Source organism: Achromobacter sp. CSND-B12 (assembly GCF_052906545.1).
This window is the reverse complement of sequence record NZ_JBREGJ010000001.1, coordinates 1,362,998-1,380,342: the sequence shown is the minus strand read 5'-3', so window position 1 is coordinate 1,380,342 and position 17,345 is coordinate 1,362,998. Positions and strand designations below refer to the sequence as shown.

The window sequence follows — 17,345 nt, the reverse complement described above, 5'->3', positions numbered from 1 at the left end:
CACTTCCTATTTCTGCAGGCGCGGGTTGAGCGCCTCGCGGACGCGGTCGCCCACGATGTTCATGGTGAAGACCACGGTCAGCAGCAGCAGGCCGGGAAACACGCTGATCCAGTACAGGCCGGCCAGCATCTGCTGGTAGCCGTTGGCGATCAACAGGCCCAGCGACGGCTCGGTGACCGGCAGGCCGATGCCCAGGAAGCTGAGCGTGGCCTCGGCGGCGATGGCGTTGGCGGTCTGGATCATGGCGATGACGATGACCGGCGGGATGCAGTTCGGCAGCAACTGGCTGAACAGCGCGCGCCGGTGGCTCAGCCCCAGGCACAGGGCCGCTTCCATGTATTCCTTGCGCCGCTCGACCACGGCGGTGGCGCGCACCGCGCGCGCGAAGTAGGCCCACTGCACCACCACCAGCGCCAGGATCACCTTGTCCACGCCCTGGCCCAGGATGGCCAGCATCATCAGCGCCACCAGGATGGTCGGGAAACCCAGCATCAGGTCCACCAGGCGCATGATCAGCGCATCGATGCGGCCGCCGAAATACGCCGCCGTCAGGCCCAGCACCGTGCCCACGGCCATGGCGAACAGGCCGCTCAGCACGCCCACGGAAAGGCTGGTGCGCAGGCCATACATCATGGCCGACAGCATGTCGCGGCCCTGGGCGTCGGTGCCGGCCCAGTAGATGTCGCCATAGATGCCCTGGCTGCCCGGCGGCATGCGGCCGTCCAGGATGGTGATGGCGGCCAGGTCATACGGGTTCTGCGGCGCGATCCACGGCGCCAGCAGCGCGGCCAGCACCAGCAGCAGGAAGATGATCGCGGCCAGCGTCGCGGGGCGGCTGTCCAGCACGCCGTGCAGCGCCTGGCCGAAAGTGGTGTCGCGGCCGGGCAGCCATTTTTTGGCAAGCAATGTCATTCGGAGGCTCCCACGCGGACACGGGGATCCAGCACGGAATAGATGATGTCCACCAGCAGGTTGAGCACGATGAACATGGTGACAACGATCAGCAGGTAGGCAACCACCACCGGGCGGTCCAGCTTCATGATGCTGTCGATGATCAGCTTGCCCACGCCGGGCCAGGCGAAGATGGTTTCGGTGACGGTGGCGAAGGCGATCAGCGAGCCGAACTCCATGCCGACCACGGTGACAATCGGGATCAGGATGTTTTTGAGCACGTGCATGTAGATCACGCGCGATTCGCGCAGGCCCTTGGCGCGGGCGAACTTCACGTAGTCCAGCGGCATGGTCTCGCGCACGCCGCTGCGGGTCAGGCGCACGATCAGCGCGATCTTGAACAGCGCCAGGTTCAGCGCCGGCAGGATCAGGTGGCGGATGCCGTCCCACGACGCCAGGCTGGTGTGGATGCCGAGGATCTCGCCGGTGGGGCCGCGGCCGGTGGACGGCAGCCAGCCCAGCGTCACCGAGAAGATCAGCACCAGCATGATGCCCTGCCAGAAGTTCGGCAGGCTGAAGCCCAGGATCGAGCCGGTCATGATGCCGCGATCCAGCGCCGAATCCGGCTTCAGGCCGGCCACCAGGCCCAGCGGCAGGCCGATGGCCAGCGCCAGCAGCAACGCCACGCAGGCCAGCTCCAGCGTGGCCGGCAGGCGTTGCAGGATCAGCTGGATGGCGGGCTGGTTGAAGACGAACGAGGTGCCCAGGTCGCCGTGCAGCGCGTTGCCGACGAACTTCAGGTACTGCTGGTACAGCGGCAGGTCCAGGCCCAGCGACTGCACCGCCTGCGCGATCTCGGCCTGCGTGGCGTCGGCCGGCACCAGGATCTCGATCGGGTCGCCGATGGCGTAGACGCCGGCGAACACGATCAGCGAGGTCAGCGCCAGGATCACCAGGCTCTGGCACAGCCGGCGGATAATGAACGCGGTCATGGCGCCTCGCGGCGACAGGAAGCGGGGAACGGAACGGCGCGCATCTGGGGGCTCCTTGCCGGACAATATCGGCGATATCGCGTATTGATTGCGGATTCATGAATGGCGAGAATCCGGATGGGCGGAATGTTCGATCCATCGCGCCCGACTGGCAACCGTATGCGAAGGCGGCATATGGCTATGTGAATGACGAGAAATTTGGTGTTAACCCTAGGCCTCGCGCGTGCCGTGCCGCGCGGCGCCGATATTGCGGACCCCGCGGGACAGGATGAATTTCAAGCAGCTAGAGGCTTTCCTCGCCTTCATGACCACCGGCTCGACCATCGAGGCCGCGCAGCGGCTGGGCTCGTCGCAGCCGGCCGTCAGCCGCCTGCTGAGCCAGTTCGAGACCGACCTGGGCGTGCCGCTGTTCGTGCGCCGCAAGGGCCGCCTGCATCCCACCGCCGAGGCCGAATCGCTGCTGCCCGACGTGCAGAACATGATCTCGGACGCCGAGTCGCTGCAGCGCCACGTCAACCAGTTGCGGCTGGGCGGGCAGCGGCGCACGCTGATCCGCGTGCAGCTGCCCAGCACGGTGGCGCAGTCGGTCATGCCCGCCGTGGTCGAATCGTTCCTGTCCGACCATCCCGACGTCGCGCTGGAAGTGCTGGTGGGCACCTACGAAACCAGCGAAGTGGCGGTGCTGGGGCGCGAGGCCGACCTGGCGCTGGTGCGCTCGCCGCCGATGAATTCGGGCCTGGCCATGTTGCGGCGGCTGGCGACCGAGGCGGTCTGCATCATGCCGCCGGGCCATCCGTTGCAGGCGCTGGACGAGATCGGCCCGGCCGACCTGATCGGCATCGACCTGGTGCTGCTGGGCCGGCAGCGTTCGCTGCGCCTGCAGATCGACCAGGCCTTCCGGCAGGGCCGCATGATGCCGCAGATCAAGGCCGAGGTGCATTCGGTGGAAATGGCCTGCCGGCTGGCGGCGCAGGGCATCGGCGTGTCGATCGTCAACGGCCTGTTCGCGCGCCTGTGCCAGGACATGGGCATCGTCTGCCGGCCGTTCCGGCCGCGCATCGACTACTGCGTGGGCATGGCCACGCTGGCCGGCCAGCCGCCGCACCCGCTGGTTCCCGAACTGGTCCAGCGCATCCTCGACGCCATGGCGCGGCGGGCGGGGCCGGACGCGTTCACGCTGCTGGCGCCGGACGACGCCGCCGCGCCTGCCGCGTCGGCCTGAGGCGCGCGCCGCCGGCATGGACGCGGGATACAGTACGACGCAAAAGCGGCGGTCTTGCGACACAGGCGGGATACAGCGCCTTGGTGCAATGCGGGTTCCTCAATTCCGATACCAGGAGCCATCATGTCCCAAGCGCTGGAAACCGTGCTGTACACCGCTCACACCCACACCACCGGCGGCCGCGAAGGCGCCGGCCGCAGCGATGACGGCGCGCTGCTGCTGCCGCTCAGCCCGCCGGGCTCGGGCCGGCCCGGCACCAACCCCGAGCAACTGTTCGGCATCGGCTATTCCGCCTGCTTCATCGGCGCCATGCAACTGGCCGGCGCCAAGCTCGGCATCGCCGTGCCGCGCGACGTGGCGGTCGATGCCGAGGTGTCGCTGGGCAAGACCGACGGCGGCGCGCGCTACGCGCTGGCAGTCAGGCTGAACATTTCGCTGCCGGGACTGTCGGACGAGCAGCGGCGCCAACTGGTCGACACCGCGCACCAGACCTGCCCCTACTCGGGCGCGATCCGCGGCAATATCGACGTGGAATTGGCGATTCTCTGAGTCCGTAGTTTCAGAAGCAACGCCCCGCGATGGCGACATCGGGGGGCGTTTTTCATCTGGAAAATCGAAGCGCGCTACCTCGCCGCGCTCAGGCGCCGGGCCGCAGCAGCACCTGCGCCTCCAGCCCGCCGCCCTCGCGATTGCGCAGCCGCAATTCGCCGTCGATCACGTCGGCCAGTTGCCGCGCGATCGCCAGGCCCAGGCCGGTGCCGCCGCTGTCGCGGTTGCGCGAGCCTTCGAGCCGGTAGAACGGTTGCAGCACCGCCTGCAATTCCTGCTCGGGAATGCCGGGGCCGCGGTCCAGCACGCGAATCGATACACCGTGGCCGTCCTCGGCCGGACCGATCAGGACTTCCGCCGCGCCGCCGAATTTCAGCGCGTTGTCGATCAGGTTGCCCAGGATCCGGCGCAAGGCGCGCGGCCGGGTCTGCCATGGGCCAGGGCAGTGGCCTTGCAGCGTCACCGGCTTGCCGATGTCGGTGTAGTCGCACACCAGGCTGTCCAGGAACGCGTCCAGGTCGATGCGCGCGGGCGGCTCGGTGGCGGCGCCCGCGCTGCGCGCGTAGGCCAGGCCGTCGCGCACCAGCTGCTCGACTTCCTGCAGGTCGTGCGCCAGCTTGTCGCGGTCGGCCGAGTCGTCCATGAATTCCGAACGCAGCTTCATGCGCGTGATCGGCGTTTGCAGGTCGTGCGAAATCGCGCCCAGGATCTGCATGCGCTCGGCCAGGTGCGCGGCGATGCGGTCCTGCATGGCATTGAATGCCGCCGAGGCCTGCGCCACTTCGGCCGGCCCGTCCTCGGCCAGGCGCGGGCTGCGGCGATCGGGGCTCATCGCATCGGCCGCGCCGGCCAGCTGCGTCAGCGGCCGGATCGCCAGCCGCACCGCCAGCCACGCGCACAGGATCAGCAGCGCCAGCTGCGCCAGCAGCACCACCGGCAGCCACATCGCCAGCGGCATCACGCTCATGTGGATGTCCAGCGTCACCGCCTGGCCGTCGGCCAGCGTGGCGCGCGCCTGGATGTGCTTGGGGTCGTCGCCGACCGTGCCGAAGGCCAGCGGATAGGCATTGCCCAGCGCCGCCTGGATCGAGTCGCGCACCGCCTCGGCGGCCGGCGTCTGCAACGGCCGGTCGAAATCGCCGGGTCCCAGCAGGTACTGGCGGTTGCTGGCGCTCAGTCGCGGCAGCCAGGCGGCGCGCTCGTCGGCCGGCAGGCGGTTCAGGATCGCCAGCGCGACCACCACGTCGCGTTCCAGGTTGTCGAGCATGACGCTCCTGGCCGACTGGTAGCGCTCGTAGAACTGCAGTCCAAACGACAATCCGTGGGCCAGCACCAGGCCCACCAGGAAGACCAGGAACAGCCGGCTCGCCAGGGTGCGCGGCCAGCGGCGCCAGGGCGGGACCCGGGCGGCCATCTACGTGGCCTCGGACACGTCGACCTGCGCGGCGAACACATAGCCTTCGCTGCGCACCGTCTTGATATACATCGGCTCGCGCGCGTCCTCGCGCAGCCGCTGGCGCAGGCGGCTGACCAGCAGGTCGATCGAGCGGCCGAAGAAATCGGCGTCGCGCCCCTGCGTCAGGTTCAGCAGCTGGTCGCGGTTCAGCACCCGCTGCGGATGGTCCAGGAAGACCCGCAGCAATCGGTATTCGGCGCCGCTCAGCGACACGATCGTGCCTTCGGCATCCAGCAGGTGGCGCGCGGTGGTGTCCAGCGTCCAGGCGCCGAACCGCACGGCGCGGCCGGGCTCGGTGACCTGGAAGTTGGGCGGCAGCATGCGGGTGCGGCGCAGGATCGCCTTGATCCGCGCCAGCAGTTCGCGCGCCACGAAGGGCTTGACCAGGTAGTCGTCGGCGCCCATCTCCAGCCCCAGCACGCGATCCATGTCCTCGTCGCGCGCGGTCAGCAGCAGGATCGGGGTGCGGCGGTGCTTGCCGGCGCGCAGCTCGCGGCACAGCACCAGGCCGTCGTCGCCGGGCATCATGATGTCCAGCACGATCAGGTCGACGGTCAGCGTTTCGAGCAGGTTGCGCATCTGCCGGCCATCGGCCGCCAGGGTGACGTTCAGGCCGTTCTTCTTGAGGAAGTTGCCGGCCAGCTCGCGGATCTCGCGGTCGTCGTCGACGATCAGGATGTGGTCTGGATTGTCCATGGCGCATTCTACTCAGCGGGCGGGGTGCGGCGGCGGTCCTGGCTGTTGACGATCAGCTGGCATGGGCCGGGCTGGACGGCTTCGGCGCCCAGGCCGCCGGCCAGCAGCGCCAGCACGGCCAGCAGCCGGCGCAGGGTGGGGCGGGGACGTGGCTGGGGGACGGGGGGCTTCATGGTCGGGCTCCGGCAAGGGGTGTCCGGCAGGTTATAGCGCCGCCCGCGGCGCGAAGTGTGTCGTAGTGTATGCGCGGCCGGACACGATACAAAAGCCGCGCAAAAACCCCGTTTTCCGGCACAGGGCGGATACCCGCCGCGCGTCCAATGCGGTCATCGAGACTGAAACGGACCGCCCGCCATGACCACCCTCATCGACACCCCGCTCGCCCTGGCCGCCGGCATGCTGACGGTGGCCTCGCCCTGCGTATTGCCGCTGCTGCCGATCCTGCTGGGCAGCGCGGTCGAGCGCGCCGGGCGCCTGCGGCCGCTGTGCATCGTGCTGGGCTTCGTGCTGGCGTTCTCCGGGCTGGGCATCGCGCTCAGCCTGCTGTCGGGCGCGGTCGAGTCGGCCCATGAGGCGGTGCGCTCGGTGTCGGTGGCGGCGCTGGCGCTGTTCGGCCTGGCGCGCATCTGGCCGCGGCCGTACGACTGGCTGGCGGCGCGGCTGAGCGGCCCGTTGCAGGGCGTGATCGGCCTGGGCGCGCGGGGTGGTTCGGGCAATGCCGGCGGCTTCCTGCTGGGCATGTCGCTGGGCGCGGTCTGGACGCCCTGCGCCGGGCCGGTGCTGGCATCGATCCTGATCCTGGCGGCGCGCGCCCAGGACCTGGCCCATTCCAGCCTGCTGCTGCTGGTCTACGGGCTGGGCGCCGGCATCCCGATGTTGGCCATTGCCTACGGCGGCGGCTTCGCGGCCCGCCGCGTCGGCGCCATCGCCCGCCACGCCGTGCGCCTGCAGCGCGCCTTCGGCGTGTTGCTGGTGGCGTCGGCCATCGCCATCCATTTCCAGTACGACGTGTTGGCCTATGCCTGGATCAGCCGCCTGTTCGCGTGACCTGTTTTTTTCCTGTCCGTTTTCCGCGACCTGTTTTTTCAACCCGATTTTCCGCAACCCGATTTTCCGTGACCTGAAGGAGCGCACCATGCCATCCATCCGCCTTTCCGCCCGCCGGGCCCTCGTTTCCGTCAAGCTCGCCGTGGCTGGCCTGTTGCTGGGGACCGCGGCGCATGCCGCCGCCCCGGCGCCGGTTCCCGCGCCGGAATTCACCGGCATCCAGACCTGGCTCAACAGCGAGCCGCGCACCCTGGCCAGCCTGCGAGGCAAGGTGGTGCTGGTGGATTTCTGGACCTACACCTGCATCAACTGCATCAACACGCTGCCGTACGTGAAGCAGTGGCACCAGAAGTACAAGGACCAGGGCCTGGTGGTGGTGGGCGTGCACACGCCGGAATTCCCCTTCGAGCGCACAACGAAGAATGTGGCGGACGCCATCAAGCGCTTCGGCATCGAATACCCGGTGGCGCAGGACAACGACTACAAGACCTGGGACGCCTACCGCAATCAGTACTGGCCGGCGTTCTACCTGATCGACAAGGGGGGCAACATCGTCTATCGCCATTTTGGCGAGGGGCGCTACGCCGAGACCGAGGCCGAGATCCAGCGCCTGCTGGCCCAGCCCCAGTCCTGAACCCTGCGCGCCGGGCCGCCGTTATGGATGCCATTGAGACGCGTGCGATGGCTCGCTGGCGCGTCCTGCGACGGCCCCGCGGCGGTTCAGCCGCCGGCCAGCGCCAGCATCAGCAGCGCGCCCAGCAGCGCCGGCGGCATCACCCAGGCGCCCAGTTTCAGGAAGCGCAGCGCGCCCACGTGCTGGCCCTCGCGCCGCACCGCGATCAGCCACAGCAGCGTCGCCAGCGAACCGGTGATCGACAGGTTGGGGCCCAGGTCCACGCCGATCAGCAAGGCGCCGGCGGTCTGCGCCGGCAGGTCGGCGATCTGGCCGACCGACCCGGCGATCAGTCCGGCCGGCAGGTTATTGATGACGTTGCTGGCCAGCGCCGCGACGATGCCGGCGCCCCACAGCGCGCCGCCGGCCGAGTCGCTCGCCAGCCGCAGTAGCGCCCGCGCCAGGGCGTCGATGGCGCCGCTGAGCGCCAGGCCCTCGACCAGCACGAACAGGCCGGCCACCATCGGCAGCACGCCCCAGGCCACGTGGCGCAGCACCGGCAGCGGATTGAGCCGCTGCCGCAGGTGGATGAAACCGGCGGTGGCCAGGCCGGCAATGAAGGTGGGCAACCCCAGGTCGGCATGCAATGCCGAGGCCGCCATCAGCACCAGCGCGGTCAGCAGGATGCCGATGCCGGTCAGGCGCGCGCCGCTGCCCAGCGGCTGCGGCACGATGTCCGCCCGCAATGGCTGGCGCAGCGCCTCGCGCTGGCTGTAGCGCAGCGCCAGGTAGGTCAGGCCGATGGCCGCCAGCGACGGCAGCGTGAAGCGTTGCAGCCAGTCCAGCAGCGGCGGCATCTGGCTGCCGTACACCACCAGGTTGGCGGGATTGGAGATCGGCAGCACGAAGCTGGCGGCGTTGGCGATGAAGGCGCAGATGAACAGATACGGCAGCGGCCGCGCGCCGGCGGCCCGCGCCGCGGCGTACACCGCCGGCGTCAGCACCACGGCGGTGGCGTCGTTCGACAGGAATACGGTGACCAGGATGCCCACCAGGAACACCAGGTCGAACAGCCGCCGCGCCGACCCGCGCGCATGGCGCGCCGCCACCATCGCCAGCCAGTCGAACAGCCCCTGCTGGCGCGCCAGCTCGGCCAGCACCATCATGCCGATCAGGAACAGGTAGACGTCCAGCCCCTTGCCGACCGCGCCCAGCGCTGCCTGCCAGGGGATCAGCCCGGTCGCCGTCAGTAGCAGGGCGGCGCCGCCGGCCCAGACGTATTCGGGCAACTTCCAGGGGCGCAGCAGGATGCCGACGATCGCCAGGGCGGAAATACCCCAGAGGGCGAGGGAGGCGTGGGAGGCTGGCATGAATGGTGGTCGCGTGGCGGGAAGCTGGGCATTATCGCCCGTCTCGCGGCCGCGCGGGCGGGGCGGCCCGCTGCTTCCGCACTGCTCATGCCCCGCGCCGATCCCGGGGGGGCCTCGTGATGCGAGCAGGCCCTAGCCTAGTTGACCTGCAGTGTGTACATCGCCTGTCCGCGCACCAGCGTCAGCAGCAGCGGTTGCCCCGGCGCCGCGCCGCTCAGCAGGCCGCGCAGGTCGGCCAGCCGGCTCACCGGGCGCTGGTTGACGCCGATGACGATGTCGCCGCGCTGCATCCGCGCCGCCACCGGCCCGCGCTCGGGATAAGTGGCGCTGACCGCCACGCCATCGTTGCCCTTCAGGCGCTGCGCGCGGCCGATCTCGGTGAACTCCACGCCATTCAGGCGCGCATCCAGCGAACCGCCGTGCAGCCGCTCGTTGCGCTCCGGCTCGATGCGCAGCGTCACCTCCGAGCGCTGGCCGCCGCGCGACAGCGTCAGCCGCACCTGCTTGCCCACCGGCAGCAGGCCCTCGGCATTGCGCAGCTGGGCGCTGGTGCCGATCGGCTTGCCGTCCAGCGCCACGACCAGGTCGCGCGCCTGCACGCCGGCCTGTTGCGCCGGTGAACCGTCCGCCACCCGCGCCACCACCACGCCCGTGGCGTTGGGCGCCATGCCTAATTGGCGCGCGTTGCGCGGCGTGATGTCGATGGTGTCCAGCCCCAGGCCGCCGCGCTGCACCTGGCCGTGCTGCAGCAACTGGCGCATGACCTCCCCCGCCAGGTTCGACGGAATCGCGAAGCCGATGCCGACATTGCCGCCCGATGGCGTGTAGATCATGGTATTGATGCCGACCAGTTCGCCGTTCAGGTTGACCAGCGCGCCGCCCGAGTTGCCCGGGTTGATGGAGGCGTCGGTCTGGATGAAGTTCTGGTAGCCGGCCGCGCGCAGGCTGGAGCGTTCCAGCGCCGATACGATGCCGGACGAGGCCGACTGGCCCAGGCCGTAGGGATCGCCGATGGCGACCACGAAATCGCCCACCCGCAGGTCGCTAGAGTCGGACAGCGTCAGGGCCTGCAGCTTGTCGGGCGGAATGCGCAGCACCGCCAGGTCGGTGTCCGGATCGCTGCCGACCACGGTGGCGGTGAAGCTGCGGCCGTCCTGCAACGACACGCGGATGGACGTGGCGCCGCGCACCACGTGGTGATTGGTCAGGATATTGCCCTGGGCCGCGTCGACGATCACGCCCGAGCCGATGCTCTGGCGCCCGGCGCCACCGGCCTGGCCGAAGGCCGGCGCCGGCGCGCCATCGCCCTGGGCGGAAATGTTGACCACCGCCGGCGTCACGCGTTCGAGCATGGGCGCCAGCGAGGGCAGGGGCTGGCCGTCCACGGCCATGGGCAGCGCGGCCAGCGCGCGGGACGGGGCGGCGAGCGAGGTCGCCAGGGCGGCGGCCAGCGCCGCGGCGGACAGGATGCGGTTCATAGGGGCCTTGGTGAGTCTGCGCCGCAGTATCGCCGCGCCCCGCGTCGTCCATATGACCGATCAAGCCCCTTTCCGGCGGCGTGTTCCGCCGCCGTGCTCGCCGGCCCTAGAAGCCCACCGCCTGGCCGTCGCGGCGCGAATCGGACGCAGCCACGTAGCCGCCCTGCGGCAGCCGGCAGATCAGTTGCGCCGAGCCGAATTCCAGGCTGTCGGCGGGCGCCACCGCCACGTTGTGGCCGCGCTGGCGCAGCGCCTCGACCACGTCGGCGGGCAGGTGCGCTTCGACGTTCACCACCGGCCCCTTCTCGACCCGGAAACGCGGCGCATCGCTCATGGCCTGCGGGTTCTGGCCGAAGGCCGCCAGGCGCGTCACCATCTGCAGATGGCCTTGCGCCTGCATCGACCCGCCCATCACGCCGAACGACATCACCGGCTCGCCGCCGCGGGTGACGAAGGCCGGGATGATTGTGTGCATGGGCTTCTTGCGCGGCGCCACCTGGTTGGCGTGGCCCGGCGTCAGCACGAAGTTCAGGCCGCGGTTGTGCAGGCTGATGCCGGTGTCCGGCACCACCACCCCGGAACCGAAGCCGTGGTAGTTGGATTGGATGAACGACACCATGGTGCCGCCCGCGTCGGCGGCGGTCAGGTAGACCGTGCCGCCGCTGGCGGGCGTGCCGGCCACCGGCACGGCGGCGCGGTCCATCGAGATCAGGCGCGCGCGCTCGGCCAGGTAGGCGCGATCGAGCAGGGCGCGGGCGTCGGTGCGCATGTGGCGTGGATCGGCCACGTGGTGATGCAGGTCGGCAAAGGCCAGCTTCATGGCCTCGATGCTGACGTGGTAGTAATCGGCGCTGTCGCGGCCCATCGCCTCCAGGTCGAACTGCTCCAGCATGCCCAGCGCCATCAGCGCCGAGATGCCCTGGCCGTTGGGCGGGATTTCATGCAGTTCGTAGCCGCGGAACGACTGCGAGATCGGCGTCACCCACTCGGGGCGGTGTTCGGCCAGGTCGGCCGCGCCCAGGGCGCCGCCGGTGCGCGCCGCGAAGTCGACGATCCTGCCGGCCAGCGCGCCGCGGTAGAAGCTGTCGCCCCCGCTTTCGGCGATGTCGCGCAGGGTGCGCGCCTGCGCCGGAAAACGCCACCATTCGCCCGCCTGCGGCGCCCGGCCTTGCGGCAGGAACGCCTCGGCAAAGCCCGGTTCCTGCGCCAGCTTGGGCGCCTGTGTGGCCCATTGGCGCGCAATCGTCGGGCTGACCGCGAAGCCTTCCTCGGCATAGGCGATCGCCGGTTCGAACAGCTTGGCGAAGGGCAGCTTGCCGAAGCGTTCGGACAGCGCCTTCCAGCCCGCCACCTGGCCGGGCACGGTCACCGTGCCCCAGCCGGTGCCAGGCATGGCGTCGCGGCCGGCGAAATACTCCGGCGTCCATGCCGCCGGCGCGCAGCCGCTGGAGTTCAGGCCATGCAACCGCCCTTCGTGCCAGACCAGCGCGAACATGTCGCCGCCGATGCCGTTCATCACGGGTTCGACCACGGTCAGCGCGATGGCGGTGGCGATGGCGCTGTCCACGGCATTGCCGCCCGCCAGCAGCATGCGCAGCCCGGCCTGGGCCGCCAGCGGCTGGCTGGTTGCCACCGCGTTGGCGGCAAGCACCGGCATTTTTCGGGAAGCATACGGAAAAGACCAATCGAAGGGGGAGGACATGATGGCGTGGAGACTCTGTGGGAAATTACTGCGGGGTGATGCCGGCCTGGTCGATCAACTGCTTGGTGCGCGGGATCTCGGCCTTGATGAAGGCGGCGAATTCCTCGCGGCTGCCGCCACGCGGCTCGGCGCCGGCTTCGGCCAGCTTACCGCGCAACGCGGGATCCGCAAGCACCTTGTTGACGGCGCGGTTGAGCTTGTCCAGGATCGGCGCGGGCGTGCCTTCCGGCGCCACCAGTCCGTACCACGGCGCGATGTCGTAGCCGGCGTAGCCCTGCTCGGCGATGGTGGGGATGTCCGGCGCCAGCGACGAGCGCTGCGAATTGGACATGCCCAGCGCCAGCAGCGCGCCGCTCTTGACCTGCGGCAGGCCGGTCATGATGGTGTCGAAGTACATCGACACCTGGCCGCTCAGCAGCGCCGGAATGGCTTCGCCGGCGCCCTTGTAGGGCACGTGCAGGATGTCGATGCCGGCCACCGATTTGAGCATTTCCCCCGCCATGTGCGAGGTGGTGCCGGTGCCGAACGAGGCGTAGGTCAACTTGCCCGGATTGGCGCGGGCATACGCGATCATCTCGGGCAGGGTCTTGAATGGCTGCTGCGGATTGGCCAGCAGGATGTTGGGCGTGTAGGCCACCATCGACACCAGCTCGAACTTGTCCGGATCGTAGGCCAGGCGCTTCTGCAGGAAGCGGTTGGTGACGATGGCGGCCGGGCCGCCCATCAGCAGTGTGTAGCCGTCGGCCGCCGAGCGCGCCACCGAGGCGCTGCCGATCGCGGCGGCGGCGCCAGGGCGGGCTTCGACCACGAAAGGCTGGCCCAGTTCGGTCGACAGCGCCGCGCCCAGCTGGCGCGAAATCAGGTCGGTGGCCGAGCCGGCCTGGAACGGCACCACGATACGCACCGGATGCTGCGGCCAGTCGGTGGCCTGGGCGCCGGCCTGGGCGGCGAAGGCCAGCGCGGCGGCGCCCGCCAGGGTGCGGATGAGACGGAAAGGCATGGATTCCCCTTGAATGCGTTGTATCGGTGAGCGCCAGGCGGGTCTGTCGCCCGTTGCGGTCCCCGGCGGGCGCGCACGGCCGGCGCGCCAGTTACGGATTTGACGCGAGCCATGGCGATCCGAACATAGGTATTTGCATCCATGGATCACTGGATCCAATTTATGTTATTTTTGCGTTTATCTATCATGGCGGCTTTGAAAACCCGGGGACGAGGATGCTGCAGTATCAGAAGACAGCCGTCAGCGCCGAAGAAGAGGCCTACCAGCACCTGCAGCGCGAAATCCGGCTGGGCAACTATCCGCCCGGCCACCGCCTGGTGCCCGAGGTCATCGCCAGCGAAATCGGCACCAGCCGCATGCCGGTGCGCGGCGCGCTGCGCCGGCTCGCCTCCGAGGGCCTGGTCGAGATCCGCGCCAACCGCGGCGCCGTGGTGCGCGGCCTGAACCAGCAGGAAATGCGCGAAGTCTTCGAAATGCGCTCCGTGCTCGAAGGGCTGGCCGTGCGCAACGCCGTGCGCCACATGAGCGCCGAGCACGTCCGCCGCCTGTCCGGCATGCTCGACCAGTTGGAGCAGGGCCTGGGCGACTACCTGGACTGGACCAGCGCCCACCGCGACTTCCACGAATACCTCTGCAGTTTCTGCCAGCAGCCGCGCCTGTTGCGGCAGATCTCCGAACTGCACTCGGTGGTCGAGCCCTACATGCGCCTGTGGGCCGCCCAGCCCGGCCGCGTGTTGCGGGTGCGCGAATCGCACCAGGAGCTGATAGACGCGCTGCTCACCGGCGACCCCGATCGCTGCGAAGCCGCAATGCGCCAGCATGTGCTGAACACCGTGCCGGCGTTGCAGGCGTTCCTGGAGCAGGGCGGCTGACGGCTGTCCGCCCGCGCCGCGCCGTTCAGGTCCTGCCCGGCGCCGGCTTGCCGCGGCGCTTGAATTTCACCTCGCTGGCCAGCACGCCCGCCACGATCAACGCCGCGCCCACCAGCGCCAGGCCGGGCAGGCGCTCCCCGGCCAGCCGGCCGACGATGCCGCCCCACACCGGCTCGCCGGCGTAGATCACCGTGGCGCGCGTGGGCGACACCGACTTCTGCGCCCAATTCATCGTCAGCTGGATCACCGCGCTGGCCAGGCCAAGTCCGATCGCCCCGCCGGCCCACAGCCATGAAAATTCCGGCACCGCCTCGCCCAGCGCCGGCATCAGCGCGAACGACACCAGCCCGGCCGTCAGCAGCTGCACCGCCGTGACGCGGCGGCTGTCCACCGAGCTGGCGAAATGGCCGATCAGGATGATCTCGGCCGCAATCGCCGCCGCGCCCGCCAGCGTGGCCAGTTCGCCCGCGCTGAAATGCGGCGCGCCGGCCTCCGGACCGGCCAGCAGCACCAGCCCGGTGAACGCCAGCGCCACCCCGACCCAGCTCATCAGTCCGGGCGGGCGCTTGAGCACCGCCCATTGCAGCAGCGGCACGATCGGCACGTACAGCGCGGTGATGAAGGCCGACTGGCTGCTGGTGATGGTGCGCAGGCCGAGGGTCTGCAGGTAATAACCGAGGAACAGCGCGCAGCCGATCGCCACGCCCGCGCCCGCTTCGCGCCGCGTCAGCCGTGCCATGTGCCGGCGGAACAGCAGCATCGACACGACTCCCGCCAGGGTGAACCGCACTCCCACGAAGAACAGCGGTCCGCTATGCTGCATGGCGATATGGATAACGAGGAAAGTGCTTCCCCACAGCATGGTGACCAGCACCAGGGCGATTTCCTGGCGCGACAAGGCAAACATCGATTCGGATTTCACGGCGGACTTCGGATTTCAAAGGTGCGAGCAATATACGCGCCCGGCCGCATCCGCGGCGTCGCGCCACGGGCAGGGTGCCGCGATTCCAGCGCCACGGATCGGCGCGCGCCCGGACACCACCGGCGACCGTTCACCGGACAACATCTTGCGCCCGCCCCGCCACCCGCATATAGCCGGGAGTAATATGGCGCGTCCGGCGGTCGGCTTCCGTCTCCTCGCATCTCCGATGCCCGTGTACCGAAGCGCCCCGGCGCGACAAGAACACAAGGAGAGAGGCAAGTGGACAAGCAAGCATCGGGCGGCTGGTATTTCGGCTGGAACATCGTCGGCGCCGCCACCGTACTGACCCTGCTCACGGTGGGGCTGCGCATGGGTATCGGGCCGTTCTTCCTGCCCATGGCGGACGGCCTGGGTTTCTCGCGCAGCCTGCTGTCGGGCATCGTCGCGGTCGGCATGCTGTGCTACGGCCTGGGCATGCCGCTGGCCGGCTACCTGGTCAGCACCCGCGGCACCCGCTTCGTGCTGCTCACCGGCACCGCCATCGTGGTGGCTTCGTCGATCTGGACCGTGTTCGCGCGCGGCCCCATCGAATTCCTGCTGGCGTTCGGCGTGGCCCTGTCGATCGGGCTGGCCTTCACCAGCCCGGTGGCGCTGACCCCCGTCATCAGCCGCTGGTTCACGCGCCAGCGCGGCATGGCGCTGTTCTTCCTGTCCACCGGCTCCATGGCCGGCATCGCGCTGATGACCCCCACGCTCACCTTCGCCATCGGCGCCGTGGGCTGGCAGGAAACCCTGCTGGCCTTCGCGGTCCTGTTCGCGCTCTTGACCGTGCCGGTGGCGCTGTTCGTCATGCGCGACCAGGCGCCCGAACACACCGACCTGCTGCCCCACCAGATCGTCGAAAGGAAAGCCGGCGCCCGGCCCGCCGCCAAGGCACCCGACCTGCGCGTTGGCGACGCCGTGCGCACGCTGCCGTTCTGGCAGGTGGCGCTGGGCCTGTTCGCCTGTGGCTTCAGCATGAACCTGCTGGGCACGCATGGCATGCCCATGCTGATGGACCATGGTTTCGACGCCACCACCAGCTCGCTGGGCATCGGCCTGATCGGCCTGGTGGCGATCTTCAGCACCCTGGTGCTGGGACGCATGTCCGACCAGGTCGAGCGCCGCAGCATCCTGGCCGTCATCTACCTGGTGCGCGGGCTCGGGTTCTTCGCGCTGGTCATGGTCGGGGCGCACTGGGAACTGTATGCCGCCGCCACCATCGGCGGCGTGGTCTGGGCCGGCAGCATCGCGCTGTCGTCCGCCATCCTGGCCGACGTCTACGGCGTGCGCCTGGTGGGCGTGCTGTACGGGCTGACCTACCTGGGCCACCAGGTCGGCGGCATGATCAGTTCATGGCTGGGTGGCTGGGCCTTCGAGACCTTCCATACCCACTGGGTGGCGTTCGGGGCGGCCGGCGCCTTGCTGCTGCTGGCCGCCGCCATTTCCCTGCAATTGCCGCGGCGCGGCGCCTTGCGCGCCGTGCCGGCGATGGCGGCGGGCGGGCGCTGAACCCGCGCCGCCGTCAGGTTCAACTCAACGGTTCTTGAGCAGCGACACCAGCTCGGGCACGTAGCGTTCGCCGCCGCCCTGGCTGACCGCCTGGTCATAGGTGTGCAGCACCGCGGCGCCGATCTCGCGCACCGCGCCGGTCTCGGCCGCCATGGTGTTGTAGTACGAAAGGTCCTTCTGCGCGTTCGACATGAAAAAGCGCAGCGACGACGGGTCCTGCTCCAGCAGGTAGGGCTTGAGACGCTCCAGCGCCACGCCGCCGCCGCCGCCCTTGGTCAGCACCTCGGCGAACACCGCCGGATCGATGTCGGCGCGCAGCGCGCACGCGGCCGCTTCCGACAGCAGCGCGATCGCGCCCAGCGACACATAGTTGTGCAGCAGCTTCATGCGATGGCCCGCGCCCACCGGGCCGGCATGCGCGATGTTCTCGGCAAAGCATGCCAGGATCGGCTTGCATTCCTCGAACAAGGCCTTGTCGCCGCCCACCAGCAGGTTCAGGCGGCCTTCTGCGGCTTCCTTCGGCGTGCGCGTCATGGGGGCGTCGAGGAAACGGCCGCCTTTTTCGGTGACCGCCTCGGCCACCTTGACGGTGGACGAGGGAATGGCGGTCGAGCAGTCGATGATTACCGTGCCCGGGCGCAGCCCTTCCAGCACGCCGCCCGGCGACAGCAGCACCGCCTCGACCTGCGGGCTGCCCGTGACGCACAGGATGATCACGTCCGACTGCGCCGCCAGCGTCGCGCCGTCGGCGCAGCTGGTGGCGCCCGCCGCCTTCAACGCGTCCAGCGGCTGGTTGCCCGGATGCTCCAGCACCGTCAGCGTGTGACCGTGCTTGACCAGATTGCTTGCGATGCCATGGCCCATCAGGCCGATGCCCACCATACCGATTTTTGCCATCTTCCACTGCTCCTGCCACATGGGCTGTTTGTTATGGCTTAGATCTTACTCTCAGATCCACGCGCGGCCGGCCGACGCAGCGCGATG

At 69.5% G+C, this 17,345-nt stretch carries 17 protein-coding genes; 6 read left to right on the top strand and 11 right to left on the bottom strand.

Annotation, left to right across the window (positions count from 1 at the left end; genetic code table 11):
* Window positions 1-6: 6 nt before the first annotated feature.
* Both ACUTAG_RS06345 and ACUTAG_RS06340 read right to left on the bottom strand, forming a co-directional pair.
* Entirely contained in the window at window positions 7-912 is a 906-nt protein-coding gene (locus ACUTAG_RS06345; protein WP_006387568.1) for an ABC transporter permease, read from the bottom strand.
* Entirely contained in the window at window positions 909-1,883 is a 975-nt protein-coding gene (locus ACUTAG_RS06340) for an ABC transporter permease (RefSeq protein WP_026383264.1), read from the bottom strand. The genes ACUTAG_RS06345 and ACUTAG_RS06340 overlap by 4 nt, the downstream gene beginning before the upstream one ends.
* Before the next feature lie 268 nt (window positions 1,884-2,151).
* On the opposite strand from ACUTAG_RS06340, the gene ACUTAG_RS06335 reads away from it, so the two are divergent.
* Together ACUTAG_RS06335 and ACUTAG_RS06330 are read left to right on the top strand one after the other, a co-directional pair.
* Window positions 2,152-3,105 carry a LysR family transcriptional regulator gene (locus ACUTAG_RS06335; RefSeq protein ID WP_148318391.1) on the top strand — a complete coding sequence of 318 codons (954 nt, stop codon included), beginning with the start codon at window positions 2,152-2,154 and terminating at the stop codon, window positions 3,103-3,105.
* 123 nt (window positions 3,106-3,228) lie between these two features.
* Complete coding sequence (locus tag ACUTAG_RS06330; protein WP_020928980.1) at window positions 3,229-3,654, top strand: organic hydroperoxide resistance protein; 426 nt, start codon at window positions 3,229-3,231, stop codon at window positions 3,652-3,654.
* A gap of 88 nt (window positions 3,655-3,742) precedes the next feature.
* Here ACUTAG_RS06330 and ACUTAG_RS06325 read toward each other — a convergent pair whose 3' ends face one another.
* From ACUTAG_RS06325 to ACUTAG_RS06315, 3 genes are read right to left on the bottom strand one after another with little or no spacing between them, the layout of a single operon-like run.
* Window positions 3,743-5,068 carry an ATP-binding protein gene (locus ACUTAG_RS06325; protein ID WP_026383262.1) on the bottom strand — a complete coding sequence of 442 codons (1,326 nt, stop codon included), beginning with the start codon at window positions 5,066-5,068 and terminating at the stop codon, window positions 3,743-3,745.
* Window positions 5,069-5,806: a response regulator gene (locus tag ACUTAG_RS06320; protein WP_006387573.1), complete on the bottom strand. Its 738-nt coding sequence runs from the start codon at window positions 5,804-5,806 to the stop codon at window positions 5,069-5,071.
* Between the two features lie 8 nt (window positions 5,807-5,814).
* Window positions 5,815-5,979, bottom strand: a complete 165-nt coding sequence (locus ACUTAG_RS06315; RefSeq protein WP_155866476.1) for a hypothetical protein — start codon at window positions 5,977-5,979, stop codon at window positions 5,815-5,817.
* 181 nt (window positions 5,980-6,160) lie between these two features.
* On the opposite strand from ACUTAG_RS06315, the gene ACUTAG_RS06310 reads away from it, so the two are divergent.
* Both ACUTAG_RS06310 and ACUTAG_RS06305 read left to right on the top strand, forming a co-directional pair.
* Window positions 6,161-6,853 carry a cytochrome c biogenesis CcdA family protein gene (locus tag ACUTAG_RS06310; RefSeq protein ID WP_054516271.1) on the top strand — a complete coding sequence of 231 codons (693 nt, stop codon included), beginning with the start codon at window positions 6,161-6,163 and terminating at the stop codon, window positions 6,851-6,853.
* An 88-nt stretch (window positions 6,854-6,941) separates the two neighbouring features.
* Entirely contained in the window at window positions 6,942-7,487 is a 546-nt protein-coding gene (locus tag ACUTAG_RS06305) for a thioredoxin family protein (protein ID WP_006387576.1), read from the top strand.
* Window positions 7,488-7,573: 86 nt separating this feature from the next.
* Here ACUTAG_RS06305 and ACUTAG_RS06300 read toward each other — a convergent pair whose 3' ends face one another.
* From ACUTAG_RS06300 to ACUTAG_RS06285, 4 genes are all read right to left on the bottom strand, one after another.
* The gene (locus tag ACUTAG_RS06300; protein WP_024069937.1) at window positions 7,574-8,836 is read right to left on the bottom strand and encodes an arsenic transporter; all 1,263 of its coding nucleotides are present in this window, start codon (window positions 8,834-8,836) and stop codon (window positions 7,574-7,576) included.
* 137 nt (window positions 8,837-8,973) lie between these two features.
* The gene (locus ACUTAG_RS06295; protein WP_035199983.1) at window positions 8,974-10,314 is read right to left on the bottom strand and encodes a trypsin-like peptidase domain-containing protein; all 1,341 of its coding nucleotides are present in this window, start codon (window positions 10,312-10,314) and stop codon (window positions 8,974-8,976) included.
* A gap of 106 nt (window positions 10,315-10,420) precedes the next feature.
* The gene (gene ggt / locus ACUTAG_RS06290) at window positions 10,421-12,016 is read right to left on the bottom strand and encodes a gamma-glutamyltransferase (RefSeq protein WP_026383258.1); all 1,596 of its coding nucleotides are present in this window, start codon (window positions 12,014-12,016) and stop codon (window positions 10,421-10,423) included.
* A gap of 25 nt (window positions 12,017-12,041) precedes the next feature.
* Window positions 12,042-13,016, bottom strand: coding sequence for a Bug family tripartite tricarboxylate transporter substrate binding protein (locus ACUTAG_RS06285; RefSeq protein ID WP_054473152.1), 975 nt, complete (start codon window positions 13,014-13,016; stop codon window positions 12,042-12,044).
* A 215-nt stretch (window positions 13,017-13,231) separates the two neighbouring features.
* On the opposite strand from ACUTAG_RS06285, the gene ACUTAG_RS06280 reads away from it, so the two are divergent.
* Window positions 13,232-13,888, top strand: a complete 657-nt coding sequence (locus ACUTAG_RS06280) for a GntR family transcriptional regulator (RefSeq protein ID WP_020928973.1) — start codon at window positions 13,232-13,234, stop codon at window positions 13,886-13,888.
* 25 nt (window positions 13,889-13,913) lie between these two features.
* Here the strand turns inward: ACUTAG_RS06280 and ACUTAG_RS06275 are convergent, their stop codons facing one another.
* Window positions 13,914-14,795 carry a DMT family transporter gene (locus tag ACUTAG_RS06275; protein ID WP_148318649.1) on the bottom strand — a complete coding sequence of 294 codons (882 nt, stop codon included), beginning with the start codon at window positions 14,793-14,795 and terminating at the stop codon, window positions 13,914-13,916.
* A gap of 294 nt (window positions 14,796-15,089) precedes the next feature.
* Here ACUTAG_RS06275 and ACUTAG_RS06270 point away from each other — a divergent pair, with 294 nt between their 5' ends.
* Window positions 15,090-16,361: an MFS transporter gene (locus ACUTAG_RS06270; RefSeq protein WP_054473153.1), complete on the top strand. Its 1,272-nt coding sequence runs from the start codon at window positions 15,090-15,092 to the stop codon at window positions 16,359-16,361.
* 24 nt (window positions 16,362-16,385) lie between these two features.
* Here ACUTAG_RS06270 and ACUTAG_RS06265 read toward each other — a convergent pair whose 3' ends face one another.
* Window positions 16,386-17,258 (bottom strand): NAD(P)-dependent oxidoreductase, encoded by an 873-nt coding sequence (locus ACUTAG_RS06265; protein WP_054473189.1) that lies wholly within the window; start codon window positions 17,256-17,258, stop codon window positions 16,386-16,388.
* Between the last annotated feature and the right edge of the window lie 87 nt (window positions 17,259-17,345).